Source organism: Desulfosporosinus sp. BICA1-9 (genome assembly GCF_000802135.1).
Genome location: NZ_JUEE01000246.1, coordinates 1 through 16,383, shown reverse-complemented (window position 1 = coordinate 16,383; position 16,383 = coordinate 1). Strand labels below are relative to the sequence as shown.

The 16,383-nt window shown below is 42.2% G+C and carries 13 protein-coding genes and 1 pseudogene; all 14 read left to right on the top strand.

All coding sequences use genetic code 11. From position 1 onward, the window contains the following. The coding region (locus JL57_RS30380; RefSeq protein WP_034145606.1) for a molybdopterin cofactor-binding domain-containing protein at nt 1-910 on the top strand (910 nt) is incomplete at its 5' end. Between the two features lie 431 nt (nt 911-1,341). After that, nucleotides 1,342-2,196 (top strand): annotated as a pseudogene (locus JL57_RS30375) (fumarate hydratase); the annotation flags it as partial. After that, a complete protein-coding gene (locus JL57_RS35985; RefSeq protein ID WP_291300785.1) occupies nt 2,182-2,760 on the top strand; it encodes a Fe-S-containing hydro-lyase in 579 nt (192 codons plus the stop codon). The pseudogene JL57_RS30375 and the gene JL57_RS35985, both read left to right, overlap by 15 nt. 414 nt (nt 2,761-3,174) lie before the next feature. Further along, nucleotides 3,175-5,259 carry a sigma 54-interacting transcriptional regulator gene (locus tag JL57_RS30370; protein WP_291300784.1) on the top strand — a complete coding sequence of 695 codons (2,085 nt, stop codon included), beginning with the start codon at nt 3,175-3,177 and terminating at the stop codon, nt 5,257-5,259. Nucleotides 5,260-5,528: 269 nt separating this feature from the next. Then, complete coding sequence (locus JL57_RS30365) at nt 5,529-5,711, top strand: benzylsuccinate synthase gamma subunit family protein (RefSeq protein ID WP_034145605.1); 183 nt, start codon at nt 5,529-5,531, stop codon at nt 5,709-5,711. Nucleotides 5,712-5,734: 23 nt separating this feature from the next. Further along, nucleotides 5,735-8,329 (top strand): pyruvate formate lyase family protein, encoded by a 2,595-nt coding sequence (locus JL57_RS30360; RefSeq protein ID WP_034145604.1) that lies wholly within the window; start codon nt 5,735-5,737, stop codon nt 8,327-8,329. A gap of 283 nt (nt 8,330-8,612) precedes the next feature. Continuing rightward, nucleotides 8,613-8,831, top strand: coding sequence for a benzylsuccinate synthase beta subunit family protein (locus tag JL57_RS30355; protein WP_034145603.1), 219 nt, complete (start codon nt 8,613-8,615; stop codon nt 8,829-8,831). Between the two features lie 197 nt (nt 8,832-9,028). Further along, on the top strand, nt 9,029-9,907 hold the full coding sequence (locus JL57_RS30350) for an AAA family ATPase (protein WP_034145602.1): 879 nt from the start codon (nt 9,029-9,031) through the stop codon (nt 9,905-9,907). A gap of 18 nt (nt 9,908-9,925) precedes the next feature. Next, nucleotides 9,926-11,626: a vWA domain-containing protein gene (locus tag JL57_RS30345; protein WP_034145601.1), complete on the top strand. Its 1,701-nt coding sequence runs from the start codon at nt 9,926-9,928 to the stop codon at nt 11,624-11,626. Between the two features lie 22 nt (nt 11,627-11,648). Next, entirely contained in the window at nt 11,649-12,635 is a 987-nt protein-coding gene (locus tag JL57_RS30340; RefSeq protein ID WP_045691421.1) for a glycyl-radical enzyme activating protein, read from the top strand. A gap of 483 nt (nt 12,636-13,118) precedes the next feature. Beyond that, the gene (locus tag JL57_RS30335) at nt 13,119-13,544 is read left to right on the top strand and encodes a Zn-ribbon domain-containing OB-fold protein (RefSeq protein WP_034141244.1); all 426 of its coding nucleotides are present in this window, start codon (nt 13,119-13,121) and stop codon (nt 13,542-13,544) included. A 29-nt stretch (nt 13,545-13,573) separates the two neighbouring features. Further along, complete coding sequence (locus JL57_RS30330; RefSeq protein WP_034141245.1) at nt 13,574-14,719, top strand: thiolase family protein; 1,146 nt, start codon at nt 13,574-13,576, stop codon at nt 14,717-14,719. A 32-nt stretch (nt 14,720-14,751) separates the two neighbouring features. Beyond that, nucleotides 14,752-15,510 (top strand): SDR family NAD(P)-dependent oxidoreductase, encoded by a 759-nt coding sequence (locus JL57_RS30325; protein ID WP_034141246.1) that lies wholly within the window; start codon nt 14,752-14,754, stop codon nt 15,508-15,510. 16 nt (nt 15,511-15,526) lie between these two features. Further along, nucleotides 15,527-16,279 carry an SDR family NAD(P)-dependent oxidoreductase gene (locus JL57_RS30320; protein WP_034141247.1) on the top strand — a complete coding sequence of 251 codons (753 nt, stop codon included), beginning with the start codon at nt 15,527-15,529 and terminating at the stop codon, nt 16,277-16,279. The last annotated feature ends 104 nt before the right edge of the window (nt 16,280-16,383 follow it).

The following is a 16,383-nucleotide window of genomic DNA, read 5'->3' as shown; positions in this document are numbered from 1 at the left end:
TAGTGCGGCGACACTCTATACCGGCGCGACAGATATTGGCCAAGGGTCAGATACTGTCCTTTGTCAGATGGCGGCAGAGGCTATGGGATACCGCTATGAAAACATGAAGATCATTGCGGCTGATACTGAAACAACGCCCCATGATTTTGGCGCCTATGCCAGCCGTCAGACCTTAATGTCGGGTACGGCCGTTAAGAGGGCAGGCGAGGAAATCAAAAAACAGGTACTGGACATGGCCTCCACGTTGATGAACTTACCGCCTGAAGACCTAGAGTGCCGGGAAGGGATTATTTTCTCAATATCTCGTCCTAAGGCTAACACGCTAACCTTTGAGGAAGTGGCCCGTCGTTTCTTTGTCCTACGGGGTCTTCTCTTAGGCCGTGGAGTCTACTCTGTTCCCCGCTTAGGGGGGACATTCAAAGGAGCCGCAGTGGGTACCTCGCCAGCTTATAGCTATTGTGCTCAGATCAGCGAGGTTCAAATCGACGAGGAAACGGGTGAAATCGATGTTCGAGAAGTGTGGGATGTCCATGATTGTGGAAAGGTGATCAACCCTATGCTTCTGCACGGGCAAGTACACGGAGCCCTGTATATGGGCATGGGAGAGTCGATCTGGGAACAGGTTTTGTTTGATGATCAGGGACGAATTCTTAACCCCAATCTCGGCGAATATAGATTACCTACCGCACTCGACATGCCTCAGATTCATTCCGAATTAGTCGACAGCTATGAGCCGGCTGGACCATGGGGGGTAAAGGAAGTCGGTGAAGGAGCAACCAATCCGACCATGGGTTGTTTCTCGAACGCCATCTTTGATGCCATGGGTGTGAGAATCAATAGTTTGCCACTCACTTATGAAAAAGTCTGGCGCGCTATGAAAGAAAAGCGTGAGGGCAAAACAGAAGCCTGAGGCCAGAAGCAGAGGTTAGAAATCAAAGGTTGAGGCGCGTAGTTCGAGATAATATGATGAATATATCAAAAAAAGTGGCAGCCTAAACTAAGAAAAATATACCCTAAGTATGAAATCTCTTCATACATTTTTATAACACTTGCTTTTTGTTTTCTTATCTTCCGAGAAAAGCTGGTGTTTTTTATTTTGAGAATCAATTCTCGTTGATCTTTGGCAAAGCTGGCCAAAAACCTCGGCGAATTTGGGAGGAATGTATTCCTACATTATGTAGATAAGTAAAAATTTGTGGACAAGGAACCCATTATGAATTATGATTTGCTCAGTAGTATACTTAAATGGGATACGTAAAACATTGGATTTTATAAAGGGGCTAGAATGAGCAGAGGCACCGTCTTTTAAAGACCAGGGTTAAAGGAGAAGGAGATGAATCTATGAAAGTAATTCACACTGATGAAATCATTGCAGCTGTGGAACGGCTTTGCATTGAGGCCAATTATTTCCTTGGGGAAGATGTACTCAAGGCCTTAGATAGATGTAGGGCACTTGAGGAAAGTCCGCTAGGAAAGAATACCTTTACTCGGTTGATTGAAAATGCTGCGATTGCTAGAAAAGAACGAGTACCTATCTGCCAGGACACTGGTATGGCTGTTATCTTTGTTGAGCTGGGTCAGGGGATGCATGTAGAGGGTATGGACCTTACTGAAGCAATTAACGAAGGTGTACGCCGAGGTTATGTCAATGGGTTTTTACGTAAATCTATTGTCCAAGACCCTACTTTTAACCGGATTAATACGAAGGATAATACGCCAGCCGTCATTCATTATGATATTGTACCAGGTGATCTTTTAAAGATAACCGTAGCCCCTAAGGGTTTTGGTAGTGAAAATATGGGTGATATCAAAATGCTAAAAGCTTCCGAAGGTATAGAAGGAATCATTAAATTTGTGGTTGATACAGTAGATCGTGCTGGGGGGAATCCCTGTCCGCCTATAATTATAGGTGTGGGAGTAGGCGGCAATATGGAGAAGGTAGCAATACTTGCTAAAAAATCACTTCTAAGAACCGTTGGAGAACATAATCTTGATCCGAATTGGAGTAAAGTTGAAGACGAAATTCTTGAACGAGTAAATAAACTTGGAATTGGCCCTCAGGGTTTAGGTGGAACTCAAACAGCAATGGCAGTATTTATTGAAACCTATCCCACTCATATTGCCGGTATGCCGGTTGCTGTGAATATAAACTGTCACGCGGCGCGCCATAAATATATTGAAATGAGTGGTAGAGAGACCATAGTAACTGAGGGGAATCAGATTATTCAGACTCCCTTGACTAAGGAAAAGGTTGCAGATTTAAAGGCCGGTGATTCTGTGTTAATAAGCGGAACTATCTACACGGGTAGGGATGCGGCACACAAAAAGATAGTGGAAGCTATTGATCGTGGGGAGGAATTGCCCTTTGATATCAAAGATCAAATCATTTATTATATGGGACCAAGCCCGGGGAAACCAGGTCAAGTTATAGGTTCTGCAGGTCCGACTACGAGTTATCGTATGGATTCTTATGCGCCAAAACTAATCGCTAACGGTTTAACAGGGATGTTGGGGAAAGGAATTCGATCAGCCGAAGTTATTAAGTCAATGATAGAACATGGCGCTGTTTATTTTGTAACTACGGGTGGGGCAGGAGCCTTTTTATCAAAGTGTATCAAGTCGGTGGAGGTTATTGCTTATCCTGAACTTGGTCCGGAAAAGATAAGCAAACTTATAGTAGAAGATTTGCCAGCTATCGTAGCTATCGATGCCAGTGGCAATGATATATATGAAATGGGCAAAGCTAAGTACCGTAGGTAATATTATTTGCTAAAGAAGCTAGATAAATCTAATAAGATAGAATTAAGACGAACGTTGGATTATCAACTATGCGTCTTTTTTTTATTGCAAAAGTTTTAAATAAATTAAAACCTATTTTAAACTTGTATTACATAATTTTCAAAAAGGCACTTGCTATTGATTGTGACTTATCATACTATTAAAAAAAGTCATAATATTCAATTTTAACTATTTTTTCCCCTAAAAATGATGGTTTCCATGAGTTACAGACGGCAGACTCTCTTTAAAAAGTCGGTCGTAGAAGCATTATTGGGTGTTCTGGAGCGGTATTAGTATCCTATAGCTACTTTCGCAGCTGGGCATTCCTGAAAAGTAGTTTTTAGAAAGAGGTCCATACCTAGGAATAACTGTGAAGGGTTTAAGGAGGAATAATTTTTGAGAATCAAAGTTAAAGACTTCATGACGACTAATGTTATTAAACTGCAATGGGGCGATTCAATTCAGAAAGCTATCAACATTATGGTGCAATATCGTATTGACGGTATGCCAGTTGTTGATAATTACAACAAACTAGTAGGCATATTTACGAAGACCCATGCTTTAAGGGCTATAGGATTGGACGAGAAGGTTACTGTTGGTGAACTAATGAAGCAAGATGTAATCACGGTTAGAGAAGATGCACAACCTGAGGAAGCCTTACAGCTTCCGGTTGGAAGACTACCAGTGGTTGATTATAATGGAGAGCTTGTGGGTATTATCACAAGAACCGACATAATGAAGGCGTTCCAGCGGCAACTAGAGTATGCGGTAGAAGAACATAATGCAATTATCAATTCAGGGCATAATGCGATAATTGCGGTTGACAAAAATGGGAAAATTATAGTCATTAATAAGTCTGCCGAAAGGCTGATAGGGGTACCACTGGAAGAAGTTATTGGTAAATCAATCGAGGATTTAATTCCTGAATTGAATTTAACCAACGTGATGCATACGGGGGTTGCTGAGCTAGTTCGGAAAATTGTTATTGGTCAGAAGGTGTTATTGGTTAATAAGAACCCTATTATTAGCAGAGGTGAAGTCATTGGCTCAGTGGGTATATTTCAGGATATTTCTGAGCTGGAACATATTTCTCATGAACTTAAGACTGTTCAGGAAATTAATAAAGAGTTAAACACAATCCTTGATTTTTCCGCCGATGGTTTTGTTATCGCCAACGGTCAAGGGATTGTCCTTAGAGACAATAAATCTAGCCGTAAAATGCTTGGTATCCAAGAAGTAAGCATAGTCGGGCGGCATGTCAACTGGCTTATTGAAAGTGGCTATACCTTTGAGTCGGTGACACTAAAAGTGTTGGAAAAGAAGGGACCGATAACCATCTTTCAGCACCTTAGTTCGGGCCGTGAAATCGTTCATACTGGCACACCAATTATGGATGAGAATGGCGTTATTACACGGGTAGTCGTGAATTTGCGTGATTTATCGGAACTGAACTTTTTACGGGAGCAACTTAGAGAGGCTCAAACATTATCCGTCAAATACTTTAATGAACTGGATAAGTTCCGCAAGGAACAAATGAGTTCGGACATCATAATTCGAAGTGCCGTCATGGCGGAGAAGATTGAAACCGTTATCAAGGTAGCCCAAGTGGATTCTACAGTTCTGATCTTAGGTGAGTCTGGAGTAGGCAAAGAGCCGATTGCTGGCATCGTGCATAAAGCGAGTAACCGGGCTAATAATCCCTTTATTAAATTAAATTGTGCTTCCATTCCAGCCAATCTCATAGAAGCAGAGCTTTTTGGGTACGAAGGCGGGTCGTATACTGGTGCAAACAAGGAAGGTCGTCCAGGCCTGTTTGAAATTGCCAACAGCGGAACACTGTTTCTAGACGAGATCGGGGAGTTGCCTTTTGATATGCAATCCAAACTGTTAAGAGTTTTACAAGAAAGGGAAATATACCGGGTAGGGGGACGAAAATCCATCAAATTGGATGTACGCATTGTCGCAGCAACCAACAGAGACTTGGAGCATATGGTTAGGGTCGGTAAGTTTCGTTCAGATTTATTTTACCGCCTTAATGTGATATCAATCTGGATTCCGCCTTTAAGGGATAGAAAAGAAGACATTCCACCACTCATTCATTATTTCTTAGAGAAATATAACAAAAAATATAATAAACATAAAAATGTTTCTCCTCAATTAGTGGAAAGATTTATCTACTGCCAATGGCAGGGCAATATCAGGGAACTGGAGAACACAATCGAAAGAATGGTAGTTCTGAGTCACGGGGACCTCATAGATACGGATTTTCTAACTGAAGGGGAACGCAGCCTACCGTTAACGGAACCCACAAGTATGAATCTGAAGGACATTTTGGATCAGACTGAGAGAAACTTAATTCAGCGAGTTTATGAAGAATGTAAAAGTACTCGAAAAGCTGCCAAGATATTAGGTATAGACCAATCGACGATCGTTAAGAAAATGAAAAAGTACTCCGAGACTGATTCTTTACGTAATCAGTGATGGTAATTGGCATCGACGATATTTACTAACAGGAGTCCATAGTTTTTTATTAATGTATAAAAAATGATGAAGAAGCGCATCAGTGTTTATTTGAAAATTCAGAAATTTGGGCATATTCAAACCTTTTATAAGGTTGGCACATTATTTGCATTGTAATTGGTAAAATAACACACTTCATCACCTAGTAAACGTTATTTTTGGCGCTTATGGAGGTGGTATTGTACTGCAGCTATTGTAGTACAACAATTTAAATGAGGGGAGGTACATTTATGGCAAATTGTTCACAATGTAAGTCCTTCTTTGAAATTCCGGAAGGCGCTGATGATTTTACACCCGGCAAAGGTGATTGTGTGCGTCAAGAGCAGGATGCAAAAGGTAAATGGTATGAATCCAAACCAGTAATGGGCGATACAGCGAGCGACAAATGTCCAAAATTTGCTCAGAAGAACTAAGAATTAGGAGGAGGGGATAAGGAATGGCAACCAGACATCAACCGATAGAATATAAAGGGAAAGTCATTGATTTTCCTTTTGATAATCCGGCGGAAGAAACTATCCCAGATTCAGAAGTTCATGAACATTTAGCTAATCCAACGACTGAGCGGACTAAAAGACTGAAGGCCAGATGTCGTTGGAAGCACTCCGCTGGTGGTGAGTTTGTTGAAGGAGACGTAAAAGCAGGAATTGAACGGATGCGCTTAATTACTGAGGCTTATAAAACAAACACAGGAAAGCCACACGTTATTCGAAGAGCCAATCTATTATCGAATCTTCTCAATAATTGTACAGTAATTGTCCAAGAAGATGAACTCATCGTCGGCTTTAATGCCGAGAATCCTAACTATGTTCCGCTATATCCTGAGCAGTCCTATATGGCTTGCATGGATTATATTTTAGACCCAAAAATTGCTCCCCAGCCGGTAGAAGAAGCCAGAGAATTGGCTGAGTATTGGATCGAGCATTCTCTTCAAAAGAAATGTGAAACATATTTTACACAACATGAGCTTGAAGTTATGTACTCCATGAGTACCTTAGAAACACCTGGTTTTGCGACTGGCTTTAACAGTGTTGTTCCTCCGTATGAAACAGTAATAGAAGATGGACTGTTAAAGAGAATCGAGTTAGCAGAGCGACACATCGAGGCTGCTAAGGAAGTACTAGGATCAGAAAACTGGGATGCTCCTGCAAGACTAAAACTACTTCCCCAAATTGATCTCTGGCAAGCTATGATTATTGCCTCCAAGGCAGCAATTTCATGGGCCAGGAGACATGGTCGACTCTGTAGGATTATCGCAGAAAACTTTGAAACCAATCCCCAACGTAAAGAAGAGCTGCTAATGATGGCTGAGATTTGCCAGCGGGTTCCGGCTGAACCGTGCCAAGGGTTGCGGGATGGCATGCAGGCTAAATGGTTCACATTCCTGATATGTCATGCTCTCGAACGTTACAGCAGCGGCTACGCGCATAAACCCGATAAACTGTTTTGGCCGCTTTATAAGGCTAGTGTAATAGATAAGAGTTTCCAGGCCATGAGCCATGAAGACGCTGTAGAGCTCTTCGAATGTGAACGTCTAAAAATCTCCGAGAATGCCCCTGGAAAGTCTAGAGGCTATCGTGAAGTTTTCCCTGGATCAAACGATCTATTCATTTTTACGTTGGGCGGTCTGGAGAGAGATGGTTCTGACGGGTGTAATGACTGTACAGACGCTATTTTAGAAGCTGCTCGAAATATCCGAACAACTGAGCCTTCCATTGTTTTCCGTTGGAACCCTAAGGGTCGACTTAAAACTAAAAATCTAGTCTTTCAATGTGTTAGAGATGGATTGGGCTACCCGTCAATTAAACATGACATCATAGGTACTCAACAGATGGTGTATTATTCCCAGTTTAGCCAAAACAAGAACGGTGCTACTTTAGAAGAAGCACATGATTGGGCTAATGTGCTTTGTATGTCTCCAGGGCTTGTCGGAAGGAGAAAGACCCAGAAATCCAGGAGTGAAGGCGGTGGGTCCATCTTCCCGGCGAAGATCATGGAAGTTACCCTTAATAACGGGTTTGACTGGAGCTTCACCGGCATGCAATTGGGACCACAAACTGGTAATGTTGAAGACTTCAAGACCTTTGAGGATTTATGGGAAGCCTTCCGTAAACAGTATCGTTGGGGCATGGACTTGATGATCAGGGCTAAGGATGTCTCCAGGTACTGGGAAACTAAAATTCTCGAGAACCCGTTTATCTCAGCAATAGATGACGGCTGTATGGAACTGGGTAGAGAATCGATGGAATTGTCCGAGCAACCCAATGGTTGGCATAACCCCATTACGACCATCGTTGCGGCAAACTCCCTGATTGCCATTAAGAAGCTAATTTTTGATGATAAAAAATATACCTTCCTGGAACTGAAGAAAGCTATGCATAGTAACTGGGAAGGGTATGAAGAAATGCGTAAGGACTTCCTGAATGCTCCGAAATGGGGTAATGACGACCCGTACGCAGATGACATTGTTAAGGCTTTCTATGAAGATATTATTTCCGGTGAAATGAGAAAGATTGTTAACTACTCCGGTGGTCCTGTGCTTCCAACCGGCCAGGCGATAGGTTTGTATATGGAGATTGGTTCTCGTACAGGTCCTACCCCTGATGGTCGGTACGGAGGAGAAGCATGTGATGACGGTGGTATCTCACCTTATATGGGAACCGATAAGAAAGGACCCACCGCTGTACTGCGTTCTGTATCCAAAGTAAATGCGGCTACCCAAAAGGCTAATCTTTTGAACCAGCGTTTGTCAGCCCCCATTATGCGGAGCAGTAAAGGCTTTAAGATCTGGCTGGCCTATATGAATACGTGGAACGATTTAAATATTGATCATATCCAGTTCAACGTCGTAAGCAATGAGGAAATGCAAGCTGCTCAGCAAGAACCGGAGAAACATGGCGATTTAATAGTCCGTGTTGCTGGTTTCAGTGCCCGCTTTGTTGATTTATCAACCTATGCTCAAAATACCATTATGGCTCGCCATGAACAAGACTTTGAAGCGAAGGATTTTGATTATCTAGGTCTTGATCTGTAATTAAGTTAAATAGGTACAGGGGAGTGCTGGGGTGCTAGTACTCCCTTGCTCAAACACTGTGTTGCCTTTATTTATCCAATCGTAAGACTCCCACTTCTACAAGTGGGAGTGGTACCCCCGGCTCCGCTTCGGTGGGGGTAGAGTCCATCCTACGGCGCGAATGTATTCGTCAGTTGTCTGCGCCTTCGGCGTAAGTCTCCACTGGAGACTTACGTCACCGAAGACTCGATGTTCAACTTTAGTTGAACGAGTTCACTAAACTATAGGTAGGAGTGAGAAATGTATGGCAGGTAGTTATGATATGGTTATTGAGATGGGGACCACCAAGGCCTGTTCGAGTTGTAAATGGGGTAACGCTGACTTCGTTAACCCTTTAAGGGGAAACTGTGTTGGTGCAAAGAACCATATGGGCGGTATCTGGAAAAGAATGATTCAGGATTATTATAATTGTACTTGTGGTAAATACGAAGAAGGGGACGTCAATTTCAGAGAACACGTATAAGGATAGTTAATAACATGTACTCCGTAAGGAGTACATGTTATTAACATATGCTCTTTTTTGTACAGGCTTACCTCTATATGTTGTATTGGGAATTCTGTGCACTGTATCGGTGGCGTTGACTCTCCCTTCGTCGCGAAGTGTTCCTTTTGGATTTATGTCTTCTGCCAAATAATAATAAAAACTGGGGGGTCAGTATCATGGCAAATGATAAAAAGCTTGTGAGTTTAACAGTCCCCAAACTAGATCCATTTTTTTATATTGACAAAGAACTTCGCGTGATCCTGGAAAGAATGGAAAATCTTTCTAGAAAGCACCCTATAAATATCTTGGTTAGCGGAAAACAGGGTTGTGGAAAGTCTTCTTTGGTCAGTCAATTTGGAGCGGTCTACAACCGGCCAACAGCTCATTTCCAAATCGGAATATTATCCGAACCAGGGCAATTGTTTGGTGAACAGACTTTGAAAAACGGGGAGACGAGTTATCGACCCTACCTATTTCCGGAAGCGCTTCAAACCCCAGGCTGTGTTATTCATTTAGAAGAAATCAACCGACCAGAAAACCCCAAAGCCTTGAACATGCTGTACTCGATTTTGGCTGAAGATAGGGAGATCTGGATGGATGAATTAGGTTTAATTAAGGTGGCTGATAATGTGGTCTTTTTTGCAACCATGAATGAAGGGGAAGAATATATCGGAACTGAAATGCTTGACCCGGCCTTAAGAGACCGATTTTATACAGTCCTGATGGATTACATTCCTCCAGAAGTAGAGGCAGAAGTCATGGCTCAAAAAGCTGGTATTAGTCGAGAGCAAGCGCTAGAAATCGTCGGAATTATTAATAAGTTGCGAGGGCATTCCCAATTCCCCATTGATGTCTCTACCAGAACCAGCTTGATGATCGCCGAATTAGTTGCTTTGGGGACTACAATCAGGGATGCTATAGTGTACAGTTTACAAACAACTAAAGAACATCTTGAATCGATCCTTCTCACCCTTCACTTAGAGAACGGAAATGTAGAAAGTAAGGCGAGTGAATATATTCTATTTAATCGGGATATTGAAAAAGTTGCCCGATAGATAAAGGGGGTGGAGCGCATGACACAAAAACCCAAAGACATAATAACTAAGTTTGTTTATTCGGGAGGGGAAGGAATATCTGACTACTGGAGAACGAATAAATCCCCGATTGAAACAAAAGAATTAGCCAATTTGTTGCGTTCTACTAGGAGAATTACCAGCTTTATTGGACCTAATGTAGGAAATGTTATTTGGAATGGGATGCGTTCTATCTCAGTGGATACCGATATTGCCTTAGATCCGCAACTTGTACTGGGCAGGTACCCCATTCCAAGTGATAAGACGGATATTGCGATTGGTACTGTTATTATTAAAGCATTAAATCAAGCCGAATGGAGTCAGCGTGCCATTGATCAAACATTCGCGAAGTTTGCTAAATCACAAGTGGATGTAAATTACAAGCTGAAAATGTTTCTGGAAATGGCTGAACAGATTTATATAGATACTGTTTCTAACCGTTCTGTTTTAGGGTTATATACAGAAATGCACCGCAAAGCTACCTTTCAGGAAACAAAAAGGTATTTTGTGCAGCCACCTTCGCTGGGGGAGTTAATGAATATTTGGTGGATAATGGGCGGAGACAGAAGTGGATGTAAATACCAAGAGGAATTTTCGCGTGAAATTCATAACGTACGAGGATATGAGCTGGAACAACATTACAAAGGACCACTCTCTCTGCTCAATTCAATTGTCAGAGAACTAATTGAGGAATGTCCTAAGATCAAGAGCGTAGTGGATCGCTGTACTTATCGGGTGGGTCTTTATTCTAGAGTTTGGAGTGAGCTGAAAGACATAACCAAATTCTGGACAGGGGATAGATTCGATCCTCTAATGTTGCAAAAGCCCTCTGAAAATAATGATATCCTCGAGGGATCAGCTGAGCTGCAAAAAACCATTCAGTCAAAATTAGCCGAAGAGGTTGAATCGAATTTGACTGAGGAAGTTTTTGACCTTACAGAAGATATTGGCCGTATTTTAGGTGAAGATTCGGATGTAGTGCCAATTAAAGTTACGGATAATGTTATACCGTTTATTGAGCCTTTAGACAGAGAACTGATGTACAAGTTATACATTGCATTAAGGAGTCATGCGAAAAAAAGAAATATCTTCAATAGGGGACTGAAAAGTGGCAAGCTTGATTCTAGGCGCTTGTATAGAGCCCCCATTAACGGGAATATTTTTTGCTATAAAAAACAAGAACTCGAGATGAATAGTGATGTTGTTCTATTGGTAGATGCTACGGGTTCACTGGGTGGACCAAAATGGAAACTTGTGCAGAAAATATACCGGGCTCTATTTGAAGCTGTAAACAGCTTTAACAGTAATACCCGGATCTTTAGTTATTCAGAAGTTAAAGGAGAATGTACTCTTACAGAACTGACCCCTTCGCATGGAATGTTTTATACAGTGATCCCCAGGGGCAAGACTGCATCTGCTGAGGCAATTATCGCCACTGCTTTAATGTTGAAAAAGCATGCCAAGCGTCCGTTTATTATACATTTAACGGATGGAGCTTCAAACTGGGGGAGCGAGGTTAAGCTAGCCATTGATTACTGTAAACAAAAAAAAATTAGCTTGAAGACCCTTGGTTTTGGCTGCTCGTCAAGTAATATGGTTGGCTTAAAAGAAGAGTATGACAACCAGGTCGTGTTTGTGGAGGGCTTAAAAGAACTTCCCAAAGAATTCGCCAAATTATTGGCGAATACGAATTATTTATAAATTAAAACCTAGGAGGGATCTTATGTCTACAGAGGCGTTAAAAATAGAAACAGAGATAAGAGAGCCTTTGATATCTAATATTCAGCGTTACTCCCTTCAGGACGGACCGGGATTTAGAACAACTATATTTTTTAAGGGATGTCCCTTACGGTGTCCTTGGTGTCATAATCCGGATACGCACTCCATCGAACCGGAAATAAGTTATTATTTTGAAAAGTGCATCGGTTGTGGGAGATGCGCCGAGGGTTGTTCAACTGGGGCAACCTATACTGAAGTGAAGGGGCAAGGGTCAGTTCTAAGGTATGATAGAAGCAAGTGCAGTGGTTGCGGAAAGTGTGCAGAGGCTTGTTTATCAGGGGCAAGGGATATCGCTGGTCGAAAAATGCCGCTGAAGGAAATTATTCGAGAAGCAACTGCAGACGCGATGTTTTTTTTCAATTCCGGCGGGGGCGTGACGATAAGTGGTGGAGATCCTATGTTATTCCCAGACTATACTATAGAATTGGCAAGGCTCCTTAAAAAAGAAGGGCTTCATGTAGCGCTTGAGACCTCAGCGTTTGGTCAATGGCAACATCTTGAAAGACTACTAAACTACATAGATTTATTTTTAATCGATATTAAGACAATGGATGCAGATAAATGTAAAAATGTGATTAAGGGAGATTTGAAGGTTATCTTAGGAAATTTTGAGAAACTAGTTGAAGCCGGCGCCTCTGTACGGGCAAGATTACCGATTATACCAGGTTTTAATAATAGCCAGAGTGATTATGAAGCTTATACCGAATACCTAAGCAAATTTGTCGGGAAAATTGATGCTGTAGACCTTTTGCCATTCCATAGTTACGGCGAAAAAAAGTATCAGTTGCTGGGGAGAATGGAAAGTTATCAGTTTCAAAATGTACACTCCCTAGAGTCTAAAGAACTAAAGCCTTTTTTAATCATGCTAATTGAAGCGGGTTTTATCTCCGGCCAAAGTCTGACAGTCGGTGGTTTAATAGGCGTAAAATAAGTAAAAGCTGTTGGTCACATTTTATCTTTACCAAGGAGTTTGGTATCATAAGTTCTCAAAAACTGATGAATCCAAACATCGTAGATGACATTTGTCATCAATACAGGTATCTGTTGGTATACGCTAATCTTTTATAAGGTTCCTACAAAACTGATGATATATTTCATCAGTTTTTTTCACAATAATTTTAATATTCTAATAATACTGCGCAATTAGTGACTGTGCTGAGTTTGGAATGAATCTTGCAATGATTAACGATATTAATGATTACCTATGTGTAATGTCAACTGTATGTACCAAATGAAATAGGCTAGTTCTGGTTAAGGCCAAGTGCAACTCATTGAAGAAAATTTGGTAAAACCAAGTCTCGACTAAAACAAGGTGTAATCATACCCTGTGACAATCAAAACAAAGGAGGGAACGTTTATTTACAACGACAATCAAGGTTTCGTCTAGAAATTATAAAAGAATGGAGCTGTTAGAATGAGCGGTCAACCTACTATTGACACCAATGAACCGGTTTTTTTTCACCCTGATTTATTCGTCGTTCCAACGAACGGGGAAGCACCTTACCTTTTGGGGTACAAATGTGAGGATTGTGGTAAAGTATGGTTTCCAAAATTAGAGATATGTCCCGAGTGTTGGACGGATTTAAAACAAATTACCTTAAGTAGAAGTGGGAAATTGTACAGTTATTCTATTATTCATATAGGTCAAAGAGGGATCAAGTCCCCATACGCAGTTGGTTATGTGGATTTTCCAGAAGAGGTACGAATCTATGCTCAATTGGCCATTCCACACGAAAAATTAAAATTGGGAATGGATGTGGAAGTTATTGAGGGTGTTGTTAGGTTGGATAAAAATAGTAATCCAGTCATGCTCAGCTATATGTTCAAAGCAGTAGAGTAAATACCTTTACATAGAAGGAGGGCTAACAGATGAGAGAAGTATATGTTGTGGGGGTCGGGATGACTCCTTTTGGTAAGTTTCCGGATAGGCCTTATTATGATTTAGGAAAAGAGGCAGTTGTTAAAGCGGTCAAAGATGCGAATGTCGACAAACGTGAGATTCAAGCTGGTTATGTCGGAAATGTTAAAGCAGGAATGGCCCCCGGCCAAAAAGTGTTTAAAACATTAGGCATGACCGGAATGCAAATTGTCAACGTAGAAAACGCTTGTTCTAGCGGACAAACAGCCCTTAATTTAGCTTATTCGGCTATAGCCAGTGGACAATATGATATGGTCATGGCTGTAGGATGTGAGAACTTGACCGGTGGTAGGACTAGCGGAGAGGCCTTGGCTCCCGATCAGGATGACATTGAAGGAATTTTGGGTAATGTTATGCCAGCAATCTATGGTATGCGGGCTAAGAAATATATGGAGCAATATGGCGCTACTCCTGAAGATTTGGCGCTTGTTGCGGTGAAAAATCATAAACATAGCTCATTAAATCCTTATGCGCAATTTCGTAATTTAGTGACTATAGAAGAAGTTTTGGCTTCGCGGATGGTAGCCGAGCCCTTCACTCTTTTGCAATGTTGCCCGATAGCAGATGGGGCAGCAGCAGCGGTTGTCTGTTCGAAAGAGAAGATGCTGCAACTGGGTGCTAAGGGAGTTAAAATTGATGCTTCGATTCTGGTTTCCGGTTTATTCAAGAATCAACCCAGTGATCTGACTGTTCCGGAAATTACCCAGAGAGCTAGTCGCTTAGCCTATGAAATGGCAGGCATGGGACCGGTAGATATCAATATGGTAGAGTGTCATGATGCGTTTACGATTGCTGAATTTCTCTACTACGAAACGTTAGGTTTCTGTGAAAAGGGTGAAGCTGCTTCCTTTATACGAAGTGGTGCAGCTGAATTAGGGGGCAAACATGTTTTCAGTGTCAGGGGAGGTTTACTATGCATGGGACATCCTCTAGGAGCTACAGGGGTTGCTCAGACAGTTGAAGCAGTATGGCAGTTGCGAGGGCAGGCTGGAGATCGGCAGATTCCAGGAGCAAAAACGGCTATGATCCATATTACTGGGGGCGGGGTATCTGGAATGGATAACGCTGCCTGCGGTGTACACATCTTTACAGTTTAGAAAACTATCAGTAGGCGAAAGGAGAACTTCTTATGTCGATTAAGGATAGGGTTGCCCTAATCACCGGCGCGGGAAGTGGGATCGGTGAGGTAGTCGCGAAGACCTTTGCACAACATGGGGCCGCGGTAATTGTTAATGATGTTAGTTCTGAACAAGCAAACCGGGTTGCGGATGAAATTACGAAGAGTGGTAACCGCGCCTTAGCGATCTGTTCAGATGTTTCCAAGAAACCACAGGTTACGGAAATGTTCAAAGCCGCAATGGATACTTTCGGTCGTATTGATATTTTGATCAATAATGCAGGCATTGATAAACCTAAGGGAATAGTCGGAATAGCTGAAGAGGACTGGGACAGGATTATCAATATTAACCTCAAAGGACAATTCTTATGCTGTCAGGCAGCAGCTGCCTCCATGAAAGCGCAAAACTATGGTCGGATCATTAATATCTCTTCTCGCGCTTGGTTGGGTGGAGTTGGGCAGACCTGTTACTCCGCTTCTAAAGGTGGAGTGGTAAGTTTGACTAGAACCTTGGCCCTGGAGTTGGCCAAGAATCAGATCACTGTCAATTGTATTGCCCCAGGAATTATTGAAACTCCTCTCTTTAGAACTCTTCCTGAAGATGCCATTGAGAGATTAATGAAGATGCAGCCAACTGGAAAGATAGGAAAGCCGGAAGACATTGCCTTAGGAGCGGAGTTTTTCGCAGATGACGACGCGAGCTATATCACTGGCCAGGTCATCTATATTTGCGGTGGCAAAAGCATTTACAGTTCACTTTCAGTTATGTAAAGAGGGGGGTGGCAGCATGCATTTTGATAAACGTGTGGCTATGATTACGGGTTCAGGCGGCGGAATCGGTGAGGGTGTAGCCAAAAAACTAAGCGAATTAGGGGTTAAAGTTGTTATTAACGACGTTGACCAGGCAAAAGTAGATCGGGTGGTTCAAGAAATTAACGATAATGGCGGGGAAGCGGTGGGCATAGTCGCTGACATAACGAAGCTCGATGAAGTGGAAAACATGTTCAAGGCTATCGTAAGTCGGTTTGGAAAAATTGATATATTGGTCAATAACGCTGGGATTGCCAAAGATAGGGCGCTTAGGAAAATGACTGTGGAAGATTGGGATTCGGTCATTGCCGTAAATCTCAAGGGACAATTTCTGACTTGCAAAATTGCTTCAGAATACATGCGTGAGCAAAGCTTTGGTCGGATCGTTAATATTTCCTCCCGTGCTTGGTTAGGCGGGCCGGGTCAGGCAAACTATTCTGCTTCCAAAGGGGGAGTTGTAAGTTTGACCAGGACCTTGGCTTTGGAGCTTGGTAAGAGAGGGATCACGGTGAACTGTATTGCTCCGGGTTTAATCGAAACGCCCTTGTGGGAGACCCTCCCAGATGATGTAAAGCAGCGGTTGTTAAAGGCGCAACCCACAGGCAAAATTGGTTCTCCAACGGATATAGCCCATGCAGTAGCGTACTTTGCTTCAGATGATGCGAACTATGTTACAGGACAGACTATTTTTGTTTGCGGTGGTAAAAGTCTGTTTGCTAATATCGGCTAAGTGGGTAGATATTCGAAAGGGGGGGGACTAGTGCAGAATAAAACAGCGGAGGGGACCGTTTTTAGTAACATGAGGATCGTCGAACTTGCTGGTGAATTAGGTGC

What these genes read in the sequence shown, in the direction of transcription:
- JL57_RS35985 (WP_291300785.1), top strand. Translation starts at nt 2,182, where the DNA reads ATGAGTGGTAGAGAGACCATAGTAACTGAGGGGAATCAGATTATTCAG.
- JL57_RS30365 (WP_034145605.1), top strand. Translation starts at nt 5,529, where the DNA reads ATGGCAAATTGTTCACAATGTAAGTCCTTCTTTGAAATTCCGGAAGGC.
- JL57_RS30360 (WP_034145604.1), top strand. Translation starts at nt 5,735, where the DNA reads ATGGCAACCAGACATCAACCGATAGAATATAAAGGGAAAGTCATTGAT.
- JL57_RS30355 (WP_034145603.1), top strand. Translation starts at nt 8,613, where the DNA reads ATGGCAGGTAGTTATGATATGGTTATTGAGATGGGGACCACCAAGGCC.
- JL57_RS30350 (WP_034145602.1), top strand. Translation starts at nt 9,029, where the DNA reads ATGGCAAATGATAAAAAGCTTGTGAGTTTAACAGTCCCCAAACTAGAT.
- JL57_RS30345 (WP_034145601.1), top strand. Translation starts at nt 9,926, where the DNA reads ATGACACAAAAACCCAAAGACATAATAACTAAGTTTGTTTATTCGGGA.
- JL57_RS30340 (WP_045691421.1), top strand. Translation starts at nt 11,649, where the DNA reads ATGTCTACAGAGGCGTTAAAAATAGAAACAGAGATAAGAGAGCCTTTG.
- JL57_RS30335 (WP_034141244.1), top strand. Translation starts at nt 13,119, where the DNA reads ATGAGCGGTCAACCTACTATTGACACCAATGAACCGGTTTTTTTTCAC.
- JL57_RS30330 (WP_034141245.1), top strand. Translation starts at nt 13,574, where the DNA reads ATGAGAGAAGTATATGTTGTGGGGGTCGGGATGACTCCTTTTGGTAAG.
- JL57_RS30325 (WP_034141246.1), top strand. Translation starts at nt 14,752, where the DNA reads ATGTCGATTAAGGATAGGGTTGCCCTAATCACCGGCGCGGGAAGTGGG.
- JL57_RS30320 (WP_034141247.1), top strand. Translation starts at nt 15,527, where the DNA reads ATGCATTTTGATAAACGTGTGGCTATGATTACGGGTTCAGGCGGCGGA.